Source organism: Pseudomonas sp. LBUM1641 (assembly GCF_059716235.1).
Map to the genome: position 1 here is coordinate 835,639 of NZ_CP166815.1, position 23,225 is coordinate 858,863.

Genomic DNA, 23,225 nt, shown 5'->3' on the forward strand with positions numbered 1-23,225 from the left:
GTTTTCCCCTCCCTGAGCCTATGGATTATCAATAAAGCTCAGGAAACCCGAGGGGGGGGCTTAAAGTGCACCTGCTTAGTCTGCGAACTCCATCTGCCGCGTTTCCCCCATCAACAACGGCTGATTCTGCTCCGTCACCTCACGGATGTAATCCCACAACAGGGTGATCCGTTTCAACTTCCTCAAATCCTCGCGGCAGTACATCCAGAACTGCCGCGTAATGTTGATCTCCTTCGAAAGCACCGGCAGCAACCGCGGATCCTGCGCCGCCAAAAAACACGGCAGGATCGCCAGCGAGCGCCCTTGCTGCGCCGCCACGTACTGCGCGATCACGCTGGTACTGCGCAAGCTCGCGCTGGCGCCGGGCACCACATTCGCCAGGTACAACAGCTCCGAACTGAACGCCAGGTCATCCACGTAGCTGATAAACGGATGTTCGGCCAAATCCGCTGCCCGGCGGATGGGTGGGTGTTGGTCCAGGTATTCCTGGGTCGCGTAAAGCTGCAACTTGTAGTCGCACAGCTTGCAGCACACGTACGGCCCGTGTTCGGGCCGCTCCAGGGCGATGACGATATCCGCCTCGCGCTTGGACAGGCTGATGAAGTGGGGCAGGGGCAGGATGTCCACGGAGATCGCCGGGTAGGTGTCGACGAAGTGGCTCAGTTGCGGGGTGACGAAGAAGCTGCCGAACCCTTCGGTGCAGCCCATGCGCACGTGGCCGGACAACGCCACGCCGGAGCCGGAAACCTGTTCACAGGCCATGTGCAAGGTGCTTTCGATGGACTCGGCGTAACCCAGCAAACGCTGGCCTTCGGTGGTCAATACGAAGCCGTTGGTCCGGGACTTTTCAAACAGAAGAGTGCCCAACGATCCTTCAAGGGAGGTAATGCGCCGCGACACGGTGGTGTAGTCCACCGCCAAGCGCTTGGCGGCGACGCTGGCCTTGCGGGTGCGGGCGACTTCGAGGAAAAACTTCAGGTCATCCCAGTTCAGGGAGCCTAGTGACGTGATGTTTTTTTGCATATTGGACCGGCTTTTATGTGCGTTCTTATTAGAAGTTTGCACATCTATACTCCAAAAACAGTCCGAACGCCTCATGTGTAGGAGCGAGCTTGCTCGCGAAGGGCGTTAACGATAACGCGGGGAGCCTGAATGAATGCGGCGCTCTCCGGTTCTTCGCGAGCAAGCTTGCTCCTACAAAAGTCCGAACGCCTCATCCTCAAGGCGATTCAACGCCTTGGTTCTCTGCATACCTACAAGAATTGGAGACCACATGAACGCATCTGCCGATATTTCCGTGAAACAGGTCAAGCTGCTGATCAACGGCGAGTGGGTCGAGTCCAAGACCACCGAATGGCAAGACATCGTCAACCCCGCCACCCAGCAAGTACTGGCCCGTGTGCCTTTCTCCACCCCCGAAGAAGTCAACGCTGCCATCGACGCCGCCCATCGCGCCTTCCAGACCTGGAAGCTGACGCCGATCGGTGCGCGCATGCGCATCATGCTCAAGCTGCAAGCCTTGATCCGCGAGCACTCCAAGCGCATCGCCGTGGTCCTCAGCGCCGAGCAGGGCAAGACCATTGCCGACGCTGAAGGCGATATTTTCCGTGGCCTGGAAGTGGTCGAACATGCGTGCTCCATCGGCACCCTGCAGATGGGCGAATTCGCTGAAAACGTCGCCGGCGGTGTGGATACCTACACCCTGCGCCAGCCGATCGGCGTGTGCGCAGGCATCACCCCGTTCAACTTCCCGGCAATGATTCCGCTGTGGATGTTCCCGATGGCCATCGCCTGCGGTAACACTTTCGTGCTCAAGCCGTCGGAACAGGACCCGCTGTCGACCGTGCTGCTGGTTGAGCTGGCAGTCGAAGCCGGTGTGCCAGCCGGTGTGCTGAACGTGGTTCATGGCGGCAAAGATGTGGTGGATGCGCTGTGCACCCACAAAGACATCAAGGCCGTGTCCTTCGTCGGCTCGACCGCCGTGGGTACTCACGTCTATGACCTCGCCGGCAAACACGGCAAGCGCGTGCAGTCGATGATGGGCGCCAAGAACCACGCCGTGGTGCTGCCGGACGCGAATCGTGAGCAAACCCTCAACGCTCTGGTAGGTGCCGGATTCGGCGCGGCCGGTCAGCGTTGCATGGCAACTTCCGTGGTGGTGCTGGTAGGCGCGGCCAAGCAATGGCTGCCGGACCTCAAGGCCCTGGCGCAAAAACTCAAGGTGAATGCCGGCAGTGAAGCCGGTACTGATGTGGGCCCGGTGATCTCCAAGCGCGCCAAGGCACGCATTCTCGACTTGATCGAAAGCGGCGTGAAAGAAGGCGCCAAGCTGGAACTGGATGGTCGCGACATCAAGGTTCCAGGCTTCGAAGACGGTAACTTCGTCGGCCCGACCCTGTTCTCCGGCGTGACCACCGACATGCAGATCTACACCCAGGAAATCTTCGGCCCGGTGCTGGTGGTGCTGGAAGTCGACACCCTCGACCAAGCCATCGCCCTGGTCAACGCCAACCCGTTCGGCAACGGCACCGGCCTGTTCACCCAGAGCGGCGCGGCAGCGCGTAAATTCCAGAGCGAAATCGACGTCGGCCAGGTCGGCATCAACATCCCGATCCCCGTACCAGTTCCGTTCTTCAGCTTCACCGGTTCCCGCGGTTCGAAACTCGGCGATCTGGGCCCGTACGGCAAGCAAGTGGTGCAGTTCTACACCCAGACCAAGACCGTCACCAGCCGCTGGTTCGACGACGACAGCGTCAACGATGGCGTCAACACCACCATCAACCTGCGCTGATCGAGGAGACGACCATGAAGATTGCATTTATTGGCCTGGGCAACATGGGCGCGCCGATGGCGCGCAACCTGATCAAGGCTGGCCACGCGCTGAACCTGTTCGATTTGAACCAGACCGTGCTCAAGGAACTGGCCGAACTGGGCGGCACCATCAGCGCCTCACCGCGTGCGGCAGCAGAAGGCGCCGAGTTGGTGGTGACCATGCTCCCGGCCGCAGCCCATGTGCGCAGCGTATGGCTCGGTGAAGATGGCGTGCTGGCCGGCATCGGCAAAGGCGTGCCGGCAGTGGATTGCAGCACCATCGACCCGCAAACCGCCCGCGACGTAGCGGCGGCGGCGGCAAAACAAGGCGTGGTGATGGCCGACGCACCGGTGTCTGGCGGGACCGGCGGCGCCCAGGCCGGGACGTTGACCTTCATGGTCGGCGCCACCCCGGAACTGTTCGCCACCCTGCAGCCAGTGCTGGCGCAGATGGGCCGCAACATCGTTCACTGCGGTGAAGTCGGCACCGGGCAAATCGCCAAGATCTGCAACAACCTGCTGCTGGGTATCACCATGGTCGGCGTCAGCGAAGCCATGGCCCTGGGCGATGCGCTGGGCATCGACACTCAAGTGTTGGCGGGAATCATCAACAGCTCCACCGGGCGCTGCTGGAGTTCGGACACCTACAACCCATGGCCCGGGATTATCGAAACGGCGCCGTCGTCGCGGGGTTATACCGGCGGGTTTGGTGCGGAACTGATGCTCAAGGACCTTGGGCTGGCTACTGAAGCCGCCCGCCAGGCGCACCAGCCGGTGATCCTCGGCGCAGTGGCGCAGCAGTTGTATCAATCGATGAGCCAGCGTGGGGAAGGGGGCAAGGACTTCTCGGCGATCATCAACAGCTATCGCAAACCCCAATAGGGGATTTTCCGGGAACTGTGGCGAGGGGGCTTGTCCCCCGTTGGGCTGCGCAGCAGCCCCAAAAAAAGCGGGAGCGCTACGCACTGGAGCGCCAGCCCGGTCCAACGGGGGGCAGGCCCCCTCGCCACAATGGCTGTCAGGCAAACACAAAATACTTACGCACCGTCTCCACCACTTCCCACGTCCCCTTCATCCCCGGCTCTACCACAAAGATATCCCCAGCCCGCAAATGGATCGGCTCCAGGCCGTCGGGGGTGATCACGCAGTAGCCTTCCTGGAAGTGGCAGTATTCCCACTTCACGTACTCCACTCGCCATTTGCCCGGGGTGCAGATCCAGGTGCCCATGATCTTGCTGCCGTCTTCGCTGGTGTAGGCGTTGAGGTTGACGGTGTGTGGGTCGCCTTCGAGTTTTTCCCATTTGCAGGCGTCGAGCACCGGCAGTGGGTGGGTATCGCGCAGTACGGTGATCGGCTTGGACATGATGATTCCGAGGCAGTGGAAGGGAAGTCTGAACCCTATCGCCTTGGGCGGGCCGCCAGTGGTCTGATCTCGACATCGGGATGCCCAGAAGCGCAGGCGGCCGTTGATCTTGATCCCCTGTAGGAGCGAGCTTGCTCGCGAAGGTCGTTAACGATGACGTTGGCATTCTGACTCCACGCGGGGCCCTCGAGTTTTTCGCGAGCAAGCTCGCTCCTACAGGGGGCATTGCCTGACCGGGCGCTTTGAAACATCCAATCACCAATCAGCCATTTCCTCGCAGTAAGTGCGAAAGATTTCCCGCTTTGCGCTGGAATTCGCAAGAATATTTACAGCTGGCCCTCGTATCATTCACCCCAGTAACGACCGAGAGCCTTGAAATGAATCCAATAACAACGTGGTGGGACATCAGCCCGCCCTTGAGCACCGCGACCCCGACCTGGCCGGGCGATACGCCGTTTCAGGAAGAGCGGGTGTGGCAGTTCGGCCCCGAGTGCCCGGTGAATGTCGGGCGCATCACCCTGTCGCCCCACACCGGCGCCCATGTGGACGCGCCGTTGCACTACAGCGCTGACGGGGCGCCCATCGGCGAAGTGTCCCTGGATGTGTACATGGGCCCGTGCCGGGTGCTGCATTGCCTGGGCAGCGGCGCGCTGGTGCAGCCGCATCAGTTGGAAGGCCGCCTGGAAAACCTGCCGGAGCGGGTGCTGCTGCGCACTTATCAACAGGCGCCACTGGATACCTGGGATTCGAATTTCACCGCCGTCGCTCCGCAAACCGTCGAGCTGCTGGCCAGCCTCGGTGTGCGCCTGATCGGCATCGACACGCCGTCCCTGGACCCGCAACAGTCCAAGACCATGGATTCCCACAACGCCGTCGCCCGTCATGGCATGGCGATTCTCGAAGGCATCGTCCTCGACGACATGCCGGAGGGCGATTACGAGTTGATCGCGCTGCCGCTGCGTTTTGCCAACCTCGATGCCAGCCCGGTACGAGCCATTCTCCGCCCGCTCAAGGAGCCCACGCGATGAGCCAGTGTCCTTTCTCCCCTGACTACCAGCCGCCGGAAGAATGGCATAACGCCGAGCTGAATTTTTCCGAGTCCATGAGCTATGGCGACTACCTGGACCTGGGCAAAGTGCTCAGCGCCCAGCATCCGCTGTCGCCGGACCATAACGAGATGCTGTTCATCATCCAGCACCAGACCTCGGAGCTGTGGATGAAGCTGATGCTCCACGAACTCAAGGCCGCCCGCGAACACGTGCGCCTGGGTGAGTTGCCACCGGCGTTCAAGATGCTGGCGCGGGTGTCGCGAATCTTTGATCAATTGGTGCACGCCTGGGCGGTGCTGGCGACCATGACGCCGTCGGAGTACAAGTCGATTCGCCCGTACCTGGGGCAATCCTCTGGCTTCCAGTCGTTCCAGTACCGGGAAATCGAATTCATCCTTGGCAATAAAAGCGCGGCGCTGTTGCGGCCCCACGCCCATCGTCCGGACCTGTTGAACGAGCTGAAAGTGGCGATTGCCACGCCGTCGCTGTATGACGAGGCGATCAACCTGATGGCCAAGGCCGGCCTGGCGATCGACCCCAAGCGCGCCGAACGCGACCCCACGGCGCCGACGGTTCACGATGAATCCGTGGAGGCGGCGTGGCGCGAGGTTTATCGCGACCCGAGCCGTTATTGGGACCTGTACCAACTGGCCGAAAAGTTTATCGACCTGGAAGATTCCTTCCGCCAGTGGCGCTTCCGCCACGTCACCACCGTGGAGCGGATCATCGGCTTCCAGCCCGGTACCGGCGGCACCGAAGGCGTGGGTTACCTGCGCAAGATGCTCGACACCGTGCTGTTCCCCGAGCTGTGGCGAGTGCGTTCCACGCTGTAATCAAGGCCCAACAAAAAGCCCCGGTACTCATCAGTACCGGGGCTTTTCATTTGGAATACGATCCAAATGTGGGAGCGGGCTTGCTCGCGAAGACGGTGGGTCAATAAACACATGTGCTGACTGACATACCGCCTTCGCGAGCAAGCCCGCTCCCACATGGGTTATTGCGCTGTTACTGCCTTCGCGTTATTCAACCGCAACCGGTACGCCACATAGATAATCCCGACCCAAACCGGAATCGCATACACCGATGCCCGCACACCCGGAATCGCCAGCATCACGCAGATAATCATCAGCATGAACGCCAGGCAGAGGTAGTTGCTGAACGGGAACCAGAAGGTCTTGAACGACGGCACCACGCCTTGCTCGCCCATGGCCTTGCGGAACTTGATGTGGGTCAGGCTGATCAGCGCCCAGTTGATCATCAGCGAGGCAACCACCAGCGCAAACAACAGTTCCAGTGCGTCATGCGGCGCGACGTAGTTGATCACCACGCACAGCAGCGTCACCAGGGCCGAAATACCCAGGGCACGCAGCGGCACGCCTTGCTTGTTCAGCTTCATCAGCGCTTTCGGCGCATCGCCTTGCTCGGCCAGGCCGAACAGCATGCGGCTGTTGCAGTACACGCCGCTGTTGTACACCGATAGCGCCGCGGTCAGGACCACGAAGTTGAGGATGTGGGCGGCGGTGTCGTTACCGATCAGCGAGAAGATCTGCACGAACGGGCTGCCGCTGTAGGCATCGCCCGATGCGCCGAGGGTTTGCAGCAGTTGATCCCATGGGTACAACGACAGCAGCACGGTAAGTGCGCCGACGTAGAAAATCAGGATCCGGTACACCACCTGGTTGATCGCCTTCGGGATCACCTTGCGGGGTTCGCTGGCTTCGGCGGCGGTAATACCCACCAGCTCCAGGCCGCCGAACGAGAACATGATGAACGCCATGGACATCAACAGCCCCATGCCGCCATTGGGGAAGAACCCACCGTGGCTCCACAGGTTGCTCACCGAGGCTTGCGGGCCGCCGGTGCCGCTGAACAACAGGTAGCAGCCGAGCACGATCATGCCGACAATCGCCACCACCTTGATGATCGCGAACCAGAACTCGGTCTCACCGAAGAACTTCACGTTGAGGGTGTTGATCAGGTTGACCAGCACAAAGAACACCACCGCACTGGCCCAGGTCGGAATTTCCGGCCACCAGAACTGGATGTACTTGCCCACCGCTGTTAGCTCGGCCATGCCTACCAGCACGTAGAGTACCCAGTAGTTCCAGCCGGCGAGGAAGCCTGCGTAACCGCCCCAGTATTTGTGGGCAAAATGGCTGAAGGAGCCGGCTACCGGTTCCTCGACGATCATCTCGCCCAGCTGGCGCATGATCAGGAACGCGATGAAACCGGCTACTGCATAGCCCAGGATCATCGACGGCCCCGCCGACTTGAGCACGCCCGCCGAGCCGAGGAACAGCCCGGTCCCGATCGCCCCACCCAAGGCAATCAGCTGAATATGCCGGTTCTTCAGGCCACGCTTGAGGCCCACCGGGTTAACCATGTCATCCGCCATTAACATTCCCTTCTACTTGTTTTTTTCAGGGTTGATCGCACACCGAACCAGCCCCTCATACCGCTGAGGGGTCAGATATTACTCTCGGTAAACTTTTCGTAATACAGCTGAACGCCATCAAGTGCCTGATCCAGCAGCCATTGTTTGATGGATTCGACCATCGGAGGTGGGCCGCAGACGTACATATCCGCCGATTGATCCCGCAATTCGGCCAGGTCGAAATGCTCGGTGAGGTAGCCACGCTTGCCGGCCCAGTCGGGCGTCGGGTCGCTGAGTACTTCGGTGTAGCGAAAGTTTGGGATTTTTTCGGCATAAGCGGCGATGCGGGCGGCCTCGCACAAATCGGCCGCACCGCGCACGCCGTAATACAGGTGCACCGGCTGCTGGCAGGCGCTGGCGGCCAGTTCATCAAGCATGCCGAGCAGCGCCGATAAGCCGGTGCCGCCAGCCACCAGCACCAGCGGTCGGGTGACATGCCGTAGGTAGAAGGCACCCAATGGCGCCTCCAGGAGCAGCTCATCGCCCACCTGGCAGCGTTCGCGGATGTAGTTGCTCATGACGCCATCGGGCAGCAGGCTGATCAGGAACTGCAATTGATTGCCCGGGCGGTTGGCGAAAGAGTAAGAACGCCAACAGTCGGTGCCGGGAATCGACAGGCGGGCGTATTGGCCCGGCAAAAAGTCCAATGAGTTTTCCAGCAGCAGGTGCAGGATCGCGGTGCTGGTCGAGATCTGGTGCACATTGCTCACCGTGCTGCGGATTTGCACTGGCCCCGGCGCGTTGCACAGGCTGGAATCAAAATCGAAATAAAACGCCGCGTCGGACTGGACCCGGGTCTGGCAACTGAGCATTTTGCGTTGTTGCAGGTCGAGGCTGGAGAGGGCTTCCTCGTCCACGTAGTCCTGAGTGAAATCGCCGGACTCGCAACGGCCCTGACAGGTGCCGCACACGCCTTCGCGGCAGTCGAGCGGGATCTTGATGCCGTTGCGCAAGGCGGCGTCCAGCAGGATCTCATTGGCGCCCACCGGGAAAAACAGGGTCTTGCCATCGGCAAAACTGAAGGCCACTTTGTGATTCATTCGCAGAACTCCGCGAGTTTGATGGTTATGCCTGACGAGCAAGCTTTTGTGGTGAGGGGGCTTGTCCCCCGTTGGGCTGCGAAGCGGCCCCAAATCCAGGCACCGCGATCCGTCTGTCAGAGCGCGTTTACCTTATTGGGGCCGCTGCGCAGCCCAACGGGGGACAAGCCCCCTCGCCACAAGGTCGCGCTCGCCACAAAAGCTCGCTGTCACAGGTGATAGAAATCCAGCACCGAGTTGATGGTGTCGTTGAGCAGCAGCGCATGCTTGCGGGTGATCAGCCAACTGTCGCCATCGGGCTTGAGGCTGTAAATGGCGCTGCCGTAGAACTGCTCCGACGTCGCCAGCCGATAGAACAGCGTGTGCCAGTTCAGCTTCACTTCCAGCAGCCCGCCCGCCTGCTCGGCAATCCGCACGTTGTTGATCAAATGCAGCGTCCTCGGCATCGGCGTGGCCGACGCGGCCTTGCCCGTGCGCAGGCGAAACACCCGATCCTCCAGGCCCGAGCGGTTGGCGTAGTAGATCAGCGACATCTCGCGCTTCGGGTCGCGGGTGTAGACGTGTTCCGAATCCCACTGCGGCAGGTGGAACTCGCTCTGCGGGTCGAACAGCTGCACATACGCGTCCCAATCCTGTGCATCACACAGCTCGGATTTACGGTAAAAAAACTGTTCGATCTGGTACTGCAATTGCGCATTCATCATTTCACCTCCCGCAGTTTCAGGGCTTGGGCATCAAGCCCGTCCAGCAGGAATTTCTGCCAGTTGCGGTGCTGGTTGACGTACAGCCCTTCGTGGGTGAATTCGGTGCCGGTCATCGCCGGCTGGATGCCGATGGATTCGCTATTGGGCGTCGGCCCGGTTTCCCAGCGATGGCTGCCACGGGAGATATCGCTCCAGCGCTCCAGGCGGCCCTGGAAGCCGCGCTGGGCTTCGCGAAATTCCACCAGGTCATCCGGCGTGCCCATACCGGAGACGTTGAAGAAATCCTCGAACTGTCGAATGCGGTTTTCTCGGTCGGCGTCAGACTCGCCTTTCACCCCCAGGCACTGGCTGATGATCTCGGTCTTGTTCCAGGCGATGGGGCGGATGATCCGCAACTGCGAACTGATCTGGTCGAGGAAAAACAGGCTCGGGTAGATGTTCAGGTTGCGCAGGCGGTGCATCATCCACTCGGCTTTTTGCTGGCCGTGTTCTTCGATCAGGCGCGGCATGATGGTGGCGTAGCCGGAGCGGACCGTCGGATTCGGCATGTCACTGAACAGCAGGCTGTGGCCATTGTTGAAGGCGAACCAGCCGTCATCGGTATTCGCGTCGCCGGCGCCGAGCTTGCTGTAGTCCAGGGTCGTGCCAGAGCCGGTACCGTTTTCAGTGTTGACCTGCTGGCGGTGCTGCACCGTGGCCACGTAGTTGTAGTGCACGGTGCTGACGTGATAACCGTCCAGGCCGTTTTCGTTTTGCAGTTTCCAGTTGCCGTCGTAGGTGTAGGCCGATTTGCCCGGCAGCACTTCCAGTTCACCGGTGGCCGACTGGGCGACCATCATGTCGAAGAACACTTTGGCGTCGCCGAGGAAGTCTTGCAGGCTATTGGTGCCGTTCACGTCCAGGCTGATAAACACGAAGCCCTTGTAGCTCTCGATCCGCGCCTTTTTCAGGCCGCGGGTGGCCTTGTCGAACCCTTCGGGGTATTCCCCCGGCGCCTTGACCTTCACCAACCGGCCGTCGCTTTTGTAGCACCAGGCGTGGAACGGGCAGGTGAAGATGGACTGGTTGCCCTTGCCGACCCGCGTCAGGGTGGTGCCGCGGTGCTGGCAGGCGTTGATCAGTGCGTTGAGCTGGCCCTCACCGTCGCGGGTGATGATCATCGGCTGGCGCCCGGCGCGCATAGTGATGAAGTCATGCTTGTTGGCCAATTCGCTTTCGTGGCAGGCGTAGATCCAGTTCTTTTCGAAGATCAGTTCCATCTCCAGATCAAACAGCTCCGGCTCGGTGAACATGTCCCGGGCGATGCGGAACACTTCATCCACCGGACGAAAGTCCAGGCAGCCTTCGATAAAGCTTTTCCACTGCTCGACGCTTCTTGCACCACTCATGGGAGGCACCTTTTTTGATAATGGCTAAACGGGTAGGCCATTAAGAGGCTGCGGCGGGGTGGTGGGCTATCCGGTTAATGGGGGAAGGTGGGCCACTTAGTTGGGCACCAAATTCCCACGGCGGTGCAGGGCAGTGGTGGAATGCGCTACTGTCTAGCAAGGCGATTGTCGGAAAAGTCGGCGAGTTATCCACTTAATCGACGGTTGCTATCCACCCAGTGGCAATGCCGCTGGCGTGGCGCAAAACTTGCTGTTGCTCTACCAGGACGCGCCGTCAGAGCGCGCCGGCCACAATTGCCGTGGGTGCCCCGTGATGAGTAGCAATACACGCGATATACGTATCGAGCGCTTCGACCTTGAAGGCGCCTGCAGCTGGATGTCCGGCATTTGCGGGCCGCACCGGCTGCAGACCGCGACGCCGGAACGCATCCGCTTTCACCACAGTGCCAATGTGTTCAAGTCCCGCGCCACCACGCTGGGGATTATTGAGTACGGCACCGACGTCACGATCGACATCGAAGACGCCGAGCACTTCAGCAGTTACAGCCTGAGCCTGCCGTTGGTGGGCGAGCAGGAACTGAGCAAGAACGGCGAACGGCTCAGTTCCAACCGCGACCAAGGCGTGATCATCTCGCCCAATGAGCATCAAGTGCTGGCGATTTCCGGCGACTGCCGCAAGTTGCAGGTGGTGATCACCCGCGCGGCGATGTGCGAATCCCTGGAAGGCCTGCTGCAACGGCCGATTGAAGCGCCGCTGCGCTTTGAGTCGGTGATGGATGCGGTGGATGGCGCCTCGGCGTCATGGTGGCGTATGGCGCGGTATTTCATTGCGGAGCTGGAGCGTAGCAGCGAGCTGTATGACCAGGCGGCGTTTACCCGGGATCTGGAAAGCTCGCTGATCAAGGGCCTGATTCTCGCCCAGCCGAATAACTATTCCGAAGAACTGCGGGACGTGCTGGGGGTGAAGCTGCCGCACTATTTGATCCGTGCGCGGCAGTACATCCACGACAACGCCCGGGAAGCGGTGCATCTGGAGGATTTGGAGACGGCGGCGGGTGTGTCGCGCTTCAAGCTGTTCGATGCCTTTCGAAAATACTTCGCCCTGTCGCCCATGGCCTATTTGAAGAAATACCGCCTGGGGGCCGTGCGCCAGGAAATCCTCGAACACGGCTCGACCCGCACCATCTCCGAAATCGCCCTGGGCTGGGGCTTTACCCATTTGGGGCGATTCTCGGCCGAGTACCGCAAGCTGTTCGACGAGTCCCCCAGCCAGACGCTGCAACGCAACGACGCACGGCGCATGCGGGGATGAACACTTTACTCAAAAACAACGGAGATCAAATGTGGGAGCGGGCTTGCTCGCGAATGCGGTGCATCAGCCAGCTCATTCGGTGACTGACACTGCGCATTCGCGAGCAAGCCCGCTCCCACATTGGATGTGTGGTGTTCTTTTAAATCAACTCTTCCACCAATTGCAGGCAATGACTGAGCCCTGGCGACTGGTCATTGATCCGCCGGCTGAGAATGATCGGCGACGTGGCGGTGGCTTCCACCACCGGCGTATAGCCGATGTCCGCCCGATGCAGCACCTGCACCGAGGCCGGCACCAAGGTCACGCCCATGCCCGCGCCCACCAGGCCGATGGCGGTCTGCAATTCATTGGTCCACTGCGCCACCTTCAGGCTCAAACCGTGGGCGTCGAACAGCGCGATCACATGGTCGGCGTAGCTGGGGCGCGGGTTGCCGGGGTAGAGCACGAAAGGTTCTGCGGCCAATTGCGCCAAGGTGGCCGGCGCGCCCAGCAAGGGATGCCCGGCGGGCAACACCGCCACCAGTCGATCCTCCACCAATACCCGCTGCACAATCGCTGGATCGTCGATGCGAATCCGCCCGAAGCCCACGTCTATCCGCCCGGCCTTGAGGGCTTCGACCTGTTGCAACGTGGTCATTTCCGACAGGCCCAATTCCAGCTCGAGGCCATCGTGGCTGCGCAGCCGGCGAATCAACTCCGGCAGCACGCCATACAGCGTCGACGGCGCAAAACCGATGCCCAGCCAGGTCTTTTCGCCCAAGCCAATGCGCCGGGTGCTATCGCACACCTTGCCCAGTTGCTCCAGCAGCACGTTGGCGTGCTCATAGAAAAACCGCCCGGCCTCGGTCAGGCGCAACGGTCGCCCGCGTTCCAGCAGGACCACGCCCAGTTCGTTCTCCAGTTGCTGGATCTGTCGGCTCAACGGCGGCTGGGCAATGTGCAGGCGTTCGGCGGCGCGGGTGAAGTTGAGGGTTTCCCCCAGCACCTGGAAGTAACGCAGATGGCGCAGTTCCATAAGGACTCCTTTCATACCTTGAGGGTATTGCTCGAGACTCATTCTATATTGGAAGCCAGCAGAGATCCGGAACAGAATCAGGCCAAATCTATAAAGAACCCAACGGGTATTGCCATGCCGATTTGCGCCATCGAGTCGATCGAGACCATCATCGTCGATCTCCCTACCATTCGCCCGCATAAGCTGGCGATGCACACGATGCAGAACCAGACCCTGGTGATCATCCGCGTGCGCTGCGCCGACGGTATCGAAGGTATCGGTGAATCCACCACCATCGGCGGCCTGAGCTACGGCAATGAAAGCCCCGACAGCATCAAGATCAACATCGACCGGCACTTCGCGCCGCTGCTGCTTGGCCAGGATGCGAGCAACATCAATGCCGCCATGTTGCGCCTGGAGCGCAGCATCCGGGGCAATACCTTTGCCAAGTCGGGTATCGAAAGCGCCTTGCTGGATGCCCTCGGCAAACGCCTGAACCTGCCGGTCAGCGAATTGCTCGGTGGCCGTGTGCGGGACGCCTTGCCAGTGGCTTGGACCCTCGCCAGTGGCAATACCGAAAAAGACATCGCCGAAGCCGAGAAGATGCTCGACCTGCGCCGCCACCGCATCTTCAAACTGAAGATTGGCGCCGGTGAAGTCAGCCAAGACCTGGCCCACGTCATCGCGATCAAAAAAGCCTTGGGCGATCGCGCCAGCGTGCGGGTTGACGTCAACCAGGCCTGGGATGAAGCCGTGGCCCTGCGCGCCTGCAAGGTGTTGGGCGACAACGGTATCGACCTGATCGAACAACCGATTTCGCGCAATAACCGTGGCGGCATGGTCCGGCTCAACTTGTCGAGCCCGGCGCCGATCATGGCCGACGAATCTATCGAATGTGTGGAAGATGCCTTCAACCTGGCCCGCGAAGGCGCGGCCTCGGTGTTCGCCCTTAAGATCGCAAAAAACGGCGGCCCGCGTGCGGTATTGCGCACCGCGGCGATTGCCGAAGCGGCGGGCATCGGCCTGTACGGCGGCACCATGCTCGAAGGCGGTATCGGCACCCTGGCCTCGGCCCATGCCTTTCTCACCTTGAACAAACTGGCGTGGGACACCGAGCTGTTCGGCCCGCTGCTGCTCACCGAAGACATCCTCGCCGAGCCGCTGGTGTACCGCGATTTCCACCTGCATGTCTCCACCGCTCCGGGCCTGGGCCTGGCCATCGATGAAGAGCGCCTGGCGTTCTTCCGTCGCGATAAATAACCCGAGGACACCTGCGATGTTATTCCACGTAAAAATGACCGTGAACCTGCCCGTCGACATGAACCCCGAGCGCGCTGCCGGCCTCAAGGCTGAAGAAAAAGCCTTCTCCCAGCGGCTGCAACAAGAGGGCAAATGGCGCCACCTGTGGCGCATTGCCGGGCTGTATGCCAACTACAGCGTGTTCGATGTCGACAGCGTGCAGGAACTGCATGACCTGTTGATGCAACTGCCGCTTTATCCTTACATGGCCATCGAAGTGAATGCCCTGTGCCGGCATCCATCGTCGATCCGTGAGGATGATCGCTGAGTCTGTTTTTTCACCTAATAATTACAAGATGAGGATTGCACCATGTCCATCCGACTTTCCCAGACTGCTCACGCCCAACAGTTTCTCGAAGAAGCCAGCGGCAACCTTAACGACGGCGGCAACCCACGGGCCAAGGCGCTGATCTACCGGATCCTGCGGGACACGGTCAACATCATCGAAGACCTGGAAGTGACCCCGGAAGAGTTCTGGAAGGCGGTCAATTACCTCAACGAACTGGGCAAGAATCAGGAAGCCGGGTTGCTCGCGGCCGGCCTGGGCCTGGAGCATTACCTGGACATGCTGATGGACGCGGCAGACGAAGAAGCCGGCAAGTCCGGTGGCACCCCGCGCACCATCGAAGGCCCGCTGTATGTGGCCGGGGCGCCGCTGTCCAAATATGAAGCGCGGCTGGACGACGGGCAGGACCCGGGTGTGCCGCTGTTCATGCAAGGCCAGGTGCGCGACACCAACGGCAAGCCGCTGGCGGGAGCGATTGTCGATGTGTGGCAGGCCAACACGGGCGGCACGTATTCGTGGTTTGACGGCACGCAATCGGAGTTCAACCTGCGTCGGCGGATCGAGACCGATGCCCAGGGCAACTACCGTTTCCGCAGCATCGTACCGTCCGGGTATGGCTGCCCGCCGACCGGTCCGACCCAGCAGTTGCTGGACCAGTTGGGCCGCCATGGCCAGCGGCCGGCGCATATCCACTTCTTCATCTCGGCGCCAGGCCATCGGCACCTGACGACGCAGATCAACCTGTCGGATGATCCGTACCTGCATGATGATTTTGCCTATGCGACGCGGGATGAGTTGATCGCCGAGATTCGCTTCAGCGACGACGCAAACCTGGCGAAAGAGTTTGGGGTGGAAGGGCAGTTTGCGCAGATTGATTTTGACTTTGAGTTGCAGCCGGCGGCGGCGCCGGTGGAGCAGAAGCGCATGCAGCGAGTTCGCGCCCTCGAAGACTGAACGCGGTAAAAAATGTGGGAGCGGGCTTGCTCGCGAATGCGGTGGATCAGTCAATATTTCCGGTGACTGACACTCCGCCTTCGCGAGCAAGCCCGCTCCCACATTGGATCTGTATCGTTTGGCCTACTTGCGAACAACCAGGTCGAGCAAATCATCCCGATCCTTGATCTTCTGCAACACGATCTCCGAGCGAATATCCATCACCCCCGCCGTGCGGTTCAGGTGGTTCACGATAAAGTCCGAAAAGTGCTTGAGGTTACGCGCCTGCACCCGCAGCACATAATTGCTCGCCCCCGTAATCACATACGCACTGGCCACCTCCGGCCATCCCTGCACCTTCTTGATAAACGTCTCGTGCCAATCCTCCACATCCTGGCGCAACGACAGGTGGACGATGGCCTCCAGCTCAATCCCCAGTTGCTCGGCGTTCAACACCGTCCGATAACCGCTGATGATTCCTTCGCTCTCCAGCAGGCGCAAACGCCGCAGGCAAGCCGAGGGCGACAGGGCGACTTTCTCCGCCAGTTCCTGGTTACTGATACGGCCATCCTGTTGCAGGAAATGCAGAAGGCGCAGGTCGGTAGCGTCGAGAATCATGGTTAGAATAAATCCGCGTGTTTGGGGGTTAAATTCGAATTTCCTACAGCTTAATTAGCCTGTTGCCCACCACTTTGCACGAAAATTCTCTAAAGCTTCGTTCATTATTTGGCTCATTGTTACTACAAGAACAGGACTGACCATGACCACCCGCACCCATTGCCTGACCCTCGACGCCCAGGATCCGCTGGCGCCACTGCGCAACCAATTCGCCTTGCCCGCCGGGGTGATCTACCTCGACGGCAACTCCCTCGGCGCCCGCCCGGTGGCAGCGCTGGAGCGGGCGCAAGCGGTGATCGCCGAGGAGTGGGGCAATGGCCTGATTCGCAGCTGGAACAGCGCCGGCTGGGCCGACCTCTCCCAGCGCCTGGGCAATCGCCTGGCACCGCTGATCGGTGCCCGCGACGGTGAAGTGGTGATTACCGATACCACCTCTATCAACCTGTTCAAGGTGCTCAGCGCGGCACTGACCGTGCAGCGCGAACGGGCGCCAAGCCGCAAGGTGATCGTCAGCGAAGCGAGCAATTTCCCCACCGACCTTTACATCGCCGAAGGCCTGACCGAACTGCTGCAACAGGGCTACTCCCTGCGCCTGGTCAACAGCCCGGACGAACTGCCCCAAGCCATCGACCAGGACACGGCCGTGGTGATGCTTACCCACGTCAACTACAAGACTGGCTACATGTACGACATGCAGGCCCAGACCGCGTTGAGCCATGAGTGCGGCGCGCTGACGATCTGGGACCTGGCGCATTCGGCGGGCGCGGTGCCGATCGACCTGCATCAGGCCGGTGCCGATTATGCGATTGGCTGCACCTACAAATACCTCAACGGCGGGCCCGGCTCCCAGGCGTTTGTGTGGGTCAACCCGGCGTTGGTGGATGTGGTCACGCAGCCGCTGTCGGGCTGGTTCGGGCATACCCGCCAGTTCGCCATGGAGTCGCGTTATGCGCCAAGCCAGGGCATCGCCCGCTACCTGTGTGGCACCCAGCCGATTACCTCGCTGGCAATGGTGGAGTGTGGCCTGGATATTTTTGCCCAGACCGACATGGCCAGCCTGCGCACTAAATCCCTGGCGCTGACCGACCTATTTATCGAGCTGGTGGAATCCCGTTGCGCCGCCCACGAACTGACCCTGATCACCCCGCGTGAACACGCCCGACGGGGCAGCCACGTCAGCTTCGAACACCCGGAAGGCTATGCGGTTATCCAGGCCTTGATCGCTCGCGGCGTGATTGGTGATTATCGCGAGCCGCGGATCATGCGTTTCGGCTTTACCCCGCTGTACACCAGCTTTGCTGAGGTGTGGGATGCCGTGGAAATCCTGGGTGAGATTCTCGACCAGAAAACCTGGGATCAACCGCAATTCAAAGTGCGTAACAGCGTCACCTGAGTAAACGCAGAGCAAAAATGTGGGAGCGGGCTTGCTCGCGAATGCGGTCTATCAGTCCCTGATGTATTGACTGACACAGCGCATTCGCGAGCAAGCCCGCTCCCACAGGGGACAGTGTTTCAACCAGAAAGCAGTGCAATCACAATAATAAAGGGGCACGCCACGTGACCACGCCAGACCAAGGCTTTGCCGAAATAACCAATCGCGAACTGGGCCTCAGGCGCCAGCTCACTTCCGGCCAGATGAGCATGATCGCCATCGGTGGCGCCATCGGCACCGGGCTGTTCATGGGCAGCGCCTACGCCATCGGCTATGCCGGGCCCAGCGTGCTGGTGAGCTATGCCATCGGCGCACTGATCACCTTGTTGCTGATGGGCTGCCTGGCGGAGATGACCGTGGCGCATTCCACCTCGGGCTCCTTCGGCGCGTATGCCGAATTTTACGTCAGCCCGCTGGCCGGTTTCCTGGTGCGTTATGCGTACTGGGCGGCGATTGTGCTGGCGGTGGGCGCCGAGGTCACGGCGGTGGCGATGTACATGAAGTACTGGTTCGCCAACGTGCCGGAATGGGTGTGGATCGTGTCGTTTTCCAGCGTGTTGATCGTGCTCAACGCCATCAGCGTCAAGACCTTCGGCAACTTCGAATACTGGTTCTCCACGATCAAGATCAGCGCCATCGTCGGCTTCATCATCCTCGCGGTGTATGTGGTGTTCGGCTCCGGCAACCCGGATTACGGCGTGCAGAACTACACCGCCCACGGCGGCTTTTTCCCGAATGGCTTGAGCGGCATGTGGATCGCAGTGATCGTCTCGATCTTCAGCTACCTGAGCGTGGAGATGATCGCGGTGGCCGCCGGTGAAGCGGCCGACCCGGAGCAGGCGGTGAAGAAAGCCTTCCGCGCGACCATCGTGCGGCTGGTGGTGTTCTACTTGCTGACCCTCGCGCTGATGCTCGCCATCGTGCCGTGGAACCAGGCCGGGCATGCCCAGAGCCCGTTCGTCACGGTGATGCAGACCATCGGCATTCCCGGCGCCACTGGGGTGATGAACTTTGTGATCCTGATCGCGGCCTTGTCGGCGATGAACAGCCAGCTCTACATCACCACCCGCATGATGTTCAGCCTGTCCCGCGCTGGCTTCGCGCCCAAGTCCATGGGCGCCTTGAGCAAGAGCGGGATCCCGTTGAACGCCTTGTTGCTGTCCAGCTCGGGCATTGCCCTGGCGACCTTGCTGAACGTGGTGTACCCGGAAAGCTCGTTCACCTTGATGATGGCGATCTCGATGTTTGGCGCGATCTTCACCTGGTTCATGATTTTCCTTACCCATCTGTTTTTCCGCCGCTACCGCAAGCGTCACGGCGGGCCGAAGCTGTCGTTCCAGCTGGCATTGTTTCCCTACAGCACGCTGCTGGGCCTGGTGCTGATGGGCGCGGTGATGATCACCACGTTCTTCACCGAGGCCTTCAAGATGACGCTGGTGTTCGGGGTGCCGTTCCTGCTGATTCTGTCGCTGGTGTACTACGTGTTTTTTCGCAAGGGGCGCCAAAACCCTGTAGGCGCGAGCTTGCTCGCGAAAAACCCGAGGGCGCCGGGTTAAATCAGAAAGCCCGCGTTATCGTTGACGTTCTTCGCGAGCAAGCTCGCTCCTACAGGGGGAGAGGGCGTTTAGCAGTTGGGCGGCGTAACCGGGCAATTGGTCGAACCCGCGGGCACATAACAGCAGTTTGCGGCAGGCCCAATCCTCGGTCAGGGGTTGGGCCTGGAAGCGCCGCTCCAACGGCCAGCGTTCCAGCGCGGCCAAGGGCACGATCCCCAGCCCGGCGCCCCGGGCGACCATGCGAATCAATCCATCAAAACCGTCCGCGCGGATGCGGGTCTGCAAGCGAAAGCCTGCGTGCAACGCCTGTTCTTCCAGGTACACCGCCAGCGCGCTGTCGGCAGCCAGGCCCACGAAGTCATGCTGCAAGCTGTCGATAAAACTCACGGTGCGGTCTGCCAACGGGTGATCGAGGGGCATGATCAGCACCAGCGGGTCGTCGCGAAAGGGCAGGGTCTGCAAGCCGTGGGTGTCCACCGCATCGGAAATAATCCCCAGGTCTGCCGCACCCTGGCGCAAGGCGTGGGTGATGCGCAGGCTCGGCAGTTCCTGAAGGTCGATATCCAGGTTGGGGTGTTCCCGCAGAAAGTCCGCCAGCAATTCCGGCAGGTATTCGCTCAGGGCCGTGGTGTTGCACAGCAGGCGCACCTGGCCTTTGACGCCGTTGGCGTACTCCGCGAGGTCTTGCTGCAGGTGCTCGGCCTGCTGCAACAGCAGGCGGGCGTGGCGGGCCAGGGCTTTGCCTGCTGCTGTTGGCGTTACGCCACGGCGGCCGCGTTCCAGGAACGCGATGCCCAGCGAGGCCTCCATCGCCCGAATCCGCGCACTGGCGGCGGCCAGGGACAAATGGCTGCGGCTGGCGCCGGCGGTGATGTTGCCGGTGTCGAGGGTGTGCAGGTAGAGGCGCAGGTCGATCAGGTCAAAGTGCATGGGCTGGGGATCTCGGTGTCTGGACGGGCCTCTTCGCGAGCAAGCCCGCTCCCACATTTAGATCTGTGAACCCTTTCAAAATGTGGGAGCGGGCTTGCTCGCGAAGAGGCCATCTGCCTCACGCGAAACAAGAGGCTGCCTTAGTATATGGCGAATTTTCAGACATCACCCAAACCTGCAAAATCGACCCATGAATACCTTACTCGCGTTCTACCAAAATCTCGGCCTGGCCCTGACATTGCTGGTGATAGGCACCTTCCTGCTGGCCGGTACGGTCAAGGGTGTGATCGGCTTGGGTCTGCCCACCGTCGCCATGGGGATGCTCGGCCTGGCTATGTTGCCGGCGCAGGCTGCGGCCTTGCTGATCATTCCGTCCACCGTCACCAACCTCTGGCAACTGGCGTTCGGCGGTCATCTGAGCGCCTTGATCAAACGCCTGTGGCCGATGCTGCTGCTGATTTTCCTCGGCACCGGGCTGGGCTCGTTGTGGCTGGGTATGGACGGCGGGCACTGGGTGGTGCGGGCGTTGGGCGGGGCGTTGCTGGTGTATGCCTTGAGCGGGTTGTTGTTGCCAACCTTCAAGGTCAGCCCGGCCACCGAGCGCTGGCTGGGGCCATTGTGCGGCGTGCTGACCGGGGTCATCACCTCGGCCACCGGAGTATTCGTGATCCCGGCGGTGCCGTATCTGCAAGCGTTGGGCTTGAACCGCGATCAACTGGTGCAAGCGCTGGGGCTATCGTTCACCGTGTCGACCCTGGCGCTGGCGGCCGGGTTGTTCTGGCGCGGCAGCCTGGGCGGTGGGGAATTGAACGCCTCATTGCTGGCATTGGTGCCGGCGCTGCTCGGCATGTGGCTGGGCCAGGCCCTGCGCCAGCGCATCAGCGCGGTGCTGTTCAAGCGGGTGTTTTTTATCGGGATGGCCGCGCTGGGTGGGCATCTGCTGATCAGTGGTTAAGAATCTGCTGTTGATTTGTGTATTTTGGTCAAATGCGTTTTGACTGTCCGGTGCGTATTCCAAAGCACAGGCCCCGTTATCCTGAGCTGTAATGCGGCTAGTATCCGTGTAGCCGCTATAAAGAGGATTCACGTTGAAAGCCCGATCCGATGAGCTACAGATCTTCGTCTGCGTAATTGAATGCGGGTCGATTTCCGCCGCCGCCGAACAGGTTGGGCAGACGCCGTCGGCAGTCAGCCGCACCTTGTCGCGCCTGGAAGCCAAGCTCGACACCACCCTGATCAACCGCACCACACGGCGCATGGACCTGACCGAAGAGGGCAAGTATTTCTTCGAGCGGGCCAAGGTGATCCTCGAGCAAATGGACGACCTGGAAGAACGCCTGTCGTCGCGCCAGCAAACCCCCTCGGGGCGCCTGCGGATCAACGCGGCATCGCCGTTCATGCTGCATGCGATCGTGCCGTACATCGTCGAGTTTCGTGGCCTGTACCCGGATATCCAGCTGGAGCTGAACAGCAACGACCTGATCATCGACCTGCTGGAGCAGAGCACCGACATCGCCATCCGCATTGGCGCCCTCGCGGACTCGACCCTGCATGCCCGCTCACTGGGATGCAGCCCGCTGCATATCCTCGCCAGCCCGGCTTACCTTGAACAACACGGCACGCCCACCACCGTAGCCGAACTGGCCGGACACAGCTTGCTCGGGTTCACCCACACCGAAACCCTCAACCACTGGCCGCTGCGCCATGTGCACGGCGATCGCTGGCAGATCCAGCCGAGCGTCGCCGCTTCCAGCGGTGAAACCTTGCGCCAGCTGGCGCTGGAAGGGCAGGGCATCACCTGTCTGTCGGACTTCATGACCGCCCAGGACATCAAGAGCGGGCGCCTGATACCGGTGCTGGCGGAGTTCAACAGCGGCTATCGCCAGCCGATCAACGCCGTGTACTACCGCAACTCGCAATTGGCCTTGCGCATCCAGTGCTTTCTGGACTTTATCCAAGGCAAGCTGGTCAGCTACGCCAGCTGATTCGTGATCCCTGCGCAAGAGTGAATTGGGCAATACGGACTTATTCGGAATGGATAGGTCCGCAATACTGGCGCCATCAATTATTCACGCAGGGAGACACCTCCATGAACGTATTCATTACCGGCGCTGCCGGTTTTATCGGCGGCTCCATCGCCACTGGCCTGGTCAAGGCCGGCCATAAAGTGACCGGCCTGGTACGCAGCGCCGAACAAGCCGAAGAAATGACTGCACTGGGCATCACGCCGGTGATCGGCACGTTGGATGACAGCGCACTGTTGACTGAGCAGGCGAAGAACGCTGACGCCGTTATCAACGCCGCCAGCAGTGACCATCGCGGCGCCGTGGAAACCTTGCTGGCCGCGTTGCGCGGTTCCAACAAAACCTTCCTGCACACCAGCGGTTCGAGCATCGTCGGCGATGCGTCGGGCGGTAAGTCCAGCGATGTCATCTACTTTGAAGACAACTTGCCGGAGCCGACCGTCGACAAGGCCGCTCGCGTGGCTATCGACAATTTGATCCTTGCTGCCGCCAAAGATGGCGTGAACTCGGCGGTGATCTGCAACACCCTGATCTACGGCCACAGCCTGGGTGTTAAGCGCGACAGCGTGCAGTTGCCACGGTTGCTCAAGCAGGCGCGTAAAAGTGGCGTTGTGCACCATGTGGGCACCGGCCAGAACATCTGGTCCAACGTGCACATCGAAGACGTGGTCGCGCTGTACCTGCTGGCGCTGGAAAAGAATGTGCCGGGCACGTTCTACTTTGTGGAAAGTGGCGAAGCGGCGTTTGTCGACATGACCACCGCGATTGCCGAAGCGTTGAAGCTGGGTAAACCGCAGGATTGGCCATTGGCCGATGCCGAGGCCGAGTGGGGCTATGAAATGGCCAACTATGGCTTGGGCTCCAACAGCCGTGTGCGTGGCAAGCACGCGCGGGAATTGCTGGGTTGGGCGCCGAAGCGGACCTCCGTAGTCGAGTGGATTCGCAACGAGATGGTGTGATGTTCGCTTGAAACCGAGGCGAGCCCTTCGCGAGCAAGCCCGCTCCCACACTTAACCGAGTTCCAAGTTTGGAATGCGGTCAAATGTGGGAGC

Annotated in this window: 22 protein-coding genes; 13 read left to right on the forward strand and 9 right to left on the reverse strand. The window is 60.8% G+C overall.

Going from position 1 to position 23,225, the window contains the following annotated elements:
- Window positions 1–75 precede the first annotated feature (75 nt).
- The gene (locus tag ACA046_RS03675) at window positions 76–1,023 is read right to left on the reverse strand and encodes a LysR family transcriptional regulator (RefSeq protein ID WP_459025913.1); all 948 of its coding nucleotides are present in this window, start codon (window positions 1,021–1,023) and stop codon (window positions 76–78) included.
- 250 nt (window positions 1,024–1,273) lie between these two features.
- Between ACA046_RS03675 and ACA046_RS03680 the strand changes: the two genes are divergently transcribed.
- Window positions 1,274–2,791 carry a CoA-acylating methylmalonate-semialdehyde dehydrogenase gene (locus ACA046_RS03680; protein ID WP_076013824.1) on the forward strand — a complete coding sequence of 506 codons (1,518 nt, stop codon included), beginning with the start codon at window positions 1,274–1,276 and terminating at the stop codon, window positions 2,789–2,791.
- A 14-nt stretch (window positions 2,792–2,805) separates the two neighbouring features.
- A complete protein-coding gene (gene mmsB, locus ACA046_RS03685) occupies window positions 2,806–3,693 on the forward strand; it encodes a 3-hydroxyisobutyrate dehydrogenase (protein ID WP_076013823.1) in 888 nt (295 codons plus the stop codon).
- 136 nt (window positions 3,694–3,829) lie between these two features.
- Here mmsB and ACA046_RS03690 read toward each other — a convergent pair whose 3' ends face one another.
- Window positions 3,830–4,174, reverse strand: a complete 345-nt coding sequence (locus ACA046_RS03690) for a cupin domain-containing protein (protein WP_003212331.1) — start codon at window positions 4,172–4,174, stop codon at window positions 3,830–3,832.
- A 377-nt stretch (window positions 4,175–4,551) separates the two neighbouring features.
- On the opposite strand from ACA046_RS03690, the gene kynB reads away from it, so the two are divergent.
- Both kynB and kynA read left to right on the forward strand, forming a co-directional pair.
- On the forward strand, window positions 4,552–5,202 hold the full coding sequence (gene kynB / locus ACA046_RS03695; RefSeq protein ID WP_497675926.1) for an arylformamidase: 651 nt from the start codon (window positions 4,552–4,554) through the stop codon (window positions 5,200–5,202).
- Window positions 5,199–6,056 (forward strand): tryptophan 2,3-dioxygenase, encoded by an 858-nt coding sequence (kynA, locus tag ACA046_RS03700; RefSeq protein ID WP_063033266.1) that lies wholly within the window; start codon window positions 5,199–5,201, stop codon window positions 6,054–6,056. Before kynB ends, kynA begins: the two co-directional genes overlap by 4 nt.
- A gap of 161 nt (window positions 6,057–6,217) precedes the next feature.
- Here the strand turns inward: kynA and ACA046_RS03705 are convergent, their stop codons facing one another.
- The 4 genes from ACA046_RS03705 to antA form a co-directional block, all read right to left on the reverse strand.
- Window positions 6,218–7,618, reverse strand: coding sequence for an amino acid permease (locus ACA046_RS03705; RefSeq protein ID WP_459025918.1), 1,401 nt, complete (start codon window positions 7,616–7,618; stop codon window positions 6,218–6,220).
- A gap of 71 nt (window positions 7,619–7,689) precedes the next feature.
- Entirely contained in the window at window positions 7,690–8,697 is a 1,008-nt protein-coding gene (antC, locus tag ACA046_RS03710; RefSeq protein WP_497675927.1) for an anthranilate 1,2-dioxygenase electron transfer component AntC, read from the reverse strand.
- 209 nt (window positions 8,698–8,906) lie between these two features.
- On the reverse strand, window positions 8,907–9,398 hold the full coding sequence (antB, locus tag ACA046_RS03715; RefSeq protein WP_459029184.1) for an anthranilate 1,2-dioxygenase small subunit: 492 nt from the start codon (window positions 9,396–9,398) through the stop codon (window positions 8,907–8,909).
- Window positions 9,398–10,789 (reverse strand): anthranilate 1,2-dioxygenase large subunit, encoded by a 1,392-nt coding sequence (gene antA / locus ACA046_RS03720; RefSeq protein WP_497675928.1) that lies wholly within the window; start codon window positions 10,787–10,789, stop codon window positions 9,398–9,400. Before antA ends, antB begins: the two co-directional genes overlap by 1 nt.
- Window positions 10,790–11,102: 313 nt before the next feature.
- Here antA and ACA046_RS03725 point away from each other — a divergent pair, with 313 nt between their 5' ends.
- Entirely contained in the window at window positions 11,103–12,101 is a 999-nt protein-coding gene (locus ACA046_RS03725; protein WP_497675929.1) for an AraC family transcriptional regulator, read from the forward strand.
- 139 nt (window positions 12,102–12,240) lie between these two features.
- On the opposite strand, the gene ACA046_RS03730 is transcribed toward ACA046_RS03725, so the two are convergent.
- Window positions 12,241–13,116 carry a LysR family transcriptional regulator gene (locus tag ACA046_RS03730; protein WP_497675930.1) on the reverse strand — a complete coding sequence of 292 codons (876 nt, stop codon included), beginning with the start codon at window positions 13,114–13,116 and terminating at the stop codon, window positions 12,241–12,243.
- Window positions 13,117–13,230: 114 nt separating this feature from the next.
- Between ACA046_RS03730 and ACA046_RS03735 the strand changes: the two genes are divergently transcribed.
- From ACA046_RS03735 to catA, 3 genes are read left to right on the forward strand one after another with little or no spacing between them, the layout of a single operon-like run.
- Window positions 13,231–14,355, forward strand: coding sequence for a muconate cycloisomerase family protein (locus tag ACA046_RS03735; protein WP_008436677.1), 1,125 nt, complete (start codon window positions 13,231–13,233; stop codon window positions 14,353–14,355).
- A gap of 16 nt (window positions 14,356–14,371) precedes the next feature.
- The gene (catC, locus tag ACA046_RS03740) at window positions 14,372–14,662 is read left to right on the forward strand and encodes a muconolactone Delta-isomerase (RefSeq protein ID WP_093202109.1); all 291 of its coding nucleotides are present in this window, start codon (window positions 14,372–14,374) and stop codon (window positions 14,660–14,662) included.
- A gap of 42 nt (window positions 14,663–14,704) precedes the next feature.
- Window positions 14,705–15,634, forward strand: a complete 930-nt coding sequence (gene catA, locus ACA046_RS03745) for a catechol 1,2-dioxygenase (RefSeq protein ID WP_459025927.1) — start codon at window positions 14,705–14,707, stop codon at window positions 15,632–15,634.
- A 123-nt stretch (window positions 15,635–15,757) separates the two neighbouring features.
- On the opposite strand, the gene ACA046_RS03750 is transcribed toward catA, so the two are convergent.
- Window positions 15,758–16,231, reverse strand: a complete 474-nt coding sequence (locus ACA046_RS03750; protein WP_497675931.1) for an Lrp/AsnC family transcriptional regulator — start codon at window positions 16,229–16,231, stop codon at window positions 15,758–15,760.
- Between the two features lie 142 nt (window positions 16,232–16,373).
- On the opposite strand from ACA046_RS03750, the gene kynU reads away from it, so the two are divergent.
- Complete coding sequence (gene kynU, locus ACA046_RS03755; protein ID WP_459025930.1) at window positions 16,374–17,624, forward strand: kynureninase; 1,251 nt, start codon at window positions 16,374–16,376, stop codon at window positions 17,622–17,624.
- Window positions 17,625–17,788: 164 nt separating this feature from the next.
- A complete protein-coding gene (locus tag ACA046_RS03760; RefSeq protein ID WP_459025932.1) occupies window positions 17,789–19,219 on the forward strand; it encodes an amino acid permease in 1,431 nt (476 codons plus the stop codon).
- Between the two features lie 15 nt (window positions 19,220–19,234).
- On the opposite strand, the gene ACA046_RS03765 is transcribed toward ACA046_RS03760, so the two are convergent.
- Entirely contained in the window at window positions 19,235–20,149 is a 915-nt protein-coding gene (locus ACA046_RS03765; RefSeq protein ID WP_497675932.1) for a LysR family transcriptional regulator, read from the reverse strand.
- A 190-nt stretch (window positions 20,150–20,339) separates the two neighbouring features.
- On the opposite strand from ACA046_RS03765, the gene ACA046_RS03770 reads away from it, so the two are divergent.
- From ACA046_RS03770 to ACA046_RS03780, 3 genes are all read left to right on the forward strand, one after another.
- Window positions 20,340–21,104, forward strand: a complete 765-nt coding sequence (locus ACA046_RS03770) for a sulfite exporter TauE/SafE family protein (protein ID WP_459025936.1) — start codon at window positions 20,340–20,342, stop codon at window positions 21,102–21,104.
- A 133-nt stretch (window positions 21,105–21,237) separates the two neighbouring features.
- Complete coding sequence (locus ACA046_RS03775; RefSeq protein ID WP_497675933.1) at window positions 21,238–22,134, forward strand: LysR substrate-binding domain-containing protein; 897 nt, start codon at window positions 21,238–21,240, stop codon at window positions 22,132–22,134.
- A gap of 104 nt (window positions 22,135–22,238) precedes the next feature.
- Window positions 22,239–23,132 (forward strand): NAD-dependent epimerase/dehydratase family protein, encoded by an 894-nt coding sequence (locus tag ACA046_RS03780; RefSeq protein ID WP_497675934.1) that lies wholly within the window; start codon window positions 22,239–22,241, stop codon window positions 23,130–23,132.
- Window positions 23,133–23,225 lie beyond the last annotated feature (93 nt).

Excerpts from the sequence above, each read along its gene's own strand:
- kynB (WP_497675926.1), top strand. The coding sequence starts at position 4,552 with ATGAATCCAATAACAACGTGGTGGGACATCAGCCCGCCCTTGAGCACC.
- ACA046_RS03725 (WP_497675929.1), top strand. The coding sequence starts at position 11,103 with ATGAGTAGCAATACACGCGATATACGTATCGAGCGCTTCGACCTTGAA.
- ACA046_RS03780 (WP_497675934.1), top strand. The coding sequence starts at position 22,239 with ATGAACGTATTCATTACCGGCGCTGCCGGTTTTATCGGCGGCTCCATC.
- mmsB (WP_076013823.1), top strand. The coding sequence starts at position 2,806 with ATGAAGATTGCATTTATTGGCCTGGGCAACATGGGCGCGCCGATGGCG.
- ACA046_RS03765 (WP_497675932.1), bottom strand. The coding sequence starts at position 20,149 with ATGCACTTTGACCTGATCGACCTGCGCCTCTACCTGCACACCCTCGAC.
- antA (WP_497675928.1), bottom strand. The coding sequence starts at position 10,789 with ATGAGTGGTGCAAGAAGCGTCGAGCAGTGGAAAAGCTTTATCGAAGGC.
- ACA046_RS03735 (WP_008436677.1), top strand. The coding sequence starts at position 13,231 with ATGCCGATTTGCGCCATCGAGTCGATCGAGACCATCATCGTCGATCTC.
- catC (WP_093202109.1), top strand. The coding sequence starts at position 14,372 with ATGTTATTCCACGTAAAAATGACCGTGAACCTGCCCGTCGACATGAAC.
- ACA046_RS03675 (WP_459025913.1), bottom strand. The coding sequence starts at position 1,023 with ATGCAAAAAAACATCACGTCACTAGGCTCCCTGAACTGGGATGACCTG.
- antC (WP_497675927.1), bottom strand. The coding sequence starts at position 8,697 with ATGAATCACAAAGTGGCCTTCAGTTTTGCCGATGGCAAGACCCTGTTT.
- kynA (WP_063033266.1), top strand. The coding sequence starts at position 5,199 with ATGAGCCAGTGTCCTTTCTCCCCTGACTACCAGCCGCCGGAAGAATGG.
- ACA046_RS03770 (WP_459025936.1), top strand. The coding sequence starts at position 20,340 with ATGAATACCTTACTCGCGTTCTACCAAAATCTCGGCCTGGCCCTGACA.
- antB (WP_459029184.1), bottom strand. The coding sequence starts at position 9,398 with ATGAATGCGCAATTGCAGTACCAGATCGAACAGTTTTTTTACCGTAAA.
- catA (WP_459025927.1), top strand. The coding sequence starts at position 14,705 with ATGTCCATCCGACTTTCCCAGACTGCTCACGCCCAACAGTTTCTCGAA.
- kynU (WP_459025930.1), top strand. The coding sequence starts at position 16,374 with ATGACCACCCGCACCCATTGCCTGACCCTCGACGCCCAGGATCCGCTG.
- ACA046_RS03705 (WP_459025918.1), bottom strand. The coding sequence starts at position 7,618 with ATGGCGGATGACATGGTTAACCCGGTGGGCCTCAAGCGTGGCCTGAAG.
- ACA046_RS03690 (WP_003212331.1), bottom strand. The coding sequence starts at position 4,174 with ATGTCCAAGCCGATCACCGTACTGCGCGATACCCACCCACTGCCGGTG.
- ACA046_RS03680 (WP_076013824.1), top strand. The coding sequence starts at position 1,274 with ATGAACGCATCTGCCGATATTTCCGTGAAACAGGTCAAGCTGCTGATC.
- ACA046_RS03730 (WP_497675930.1), bottom strand. The coding sequence starts at position 13,116 with ATGGAACTGCGCCATCTGCGTTACTTCCAGGTGCTGGGGGAAACCCTC.
- ACA046_RS03750 (WP_497675931.1), bottom strand. The coding sequence starts at position 16,231 with ATGATTCTCGACGCTACCGACCTGCGCCTTCTGCATTTCCTGCAACAG.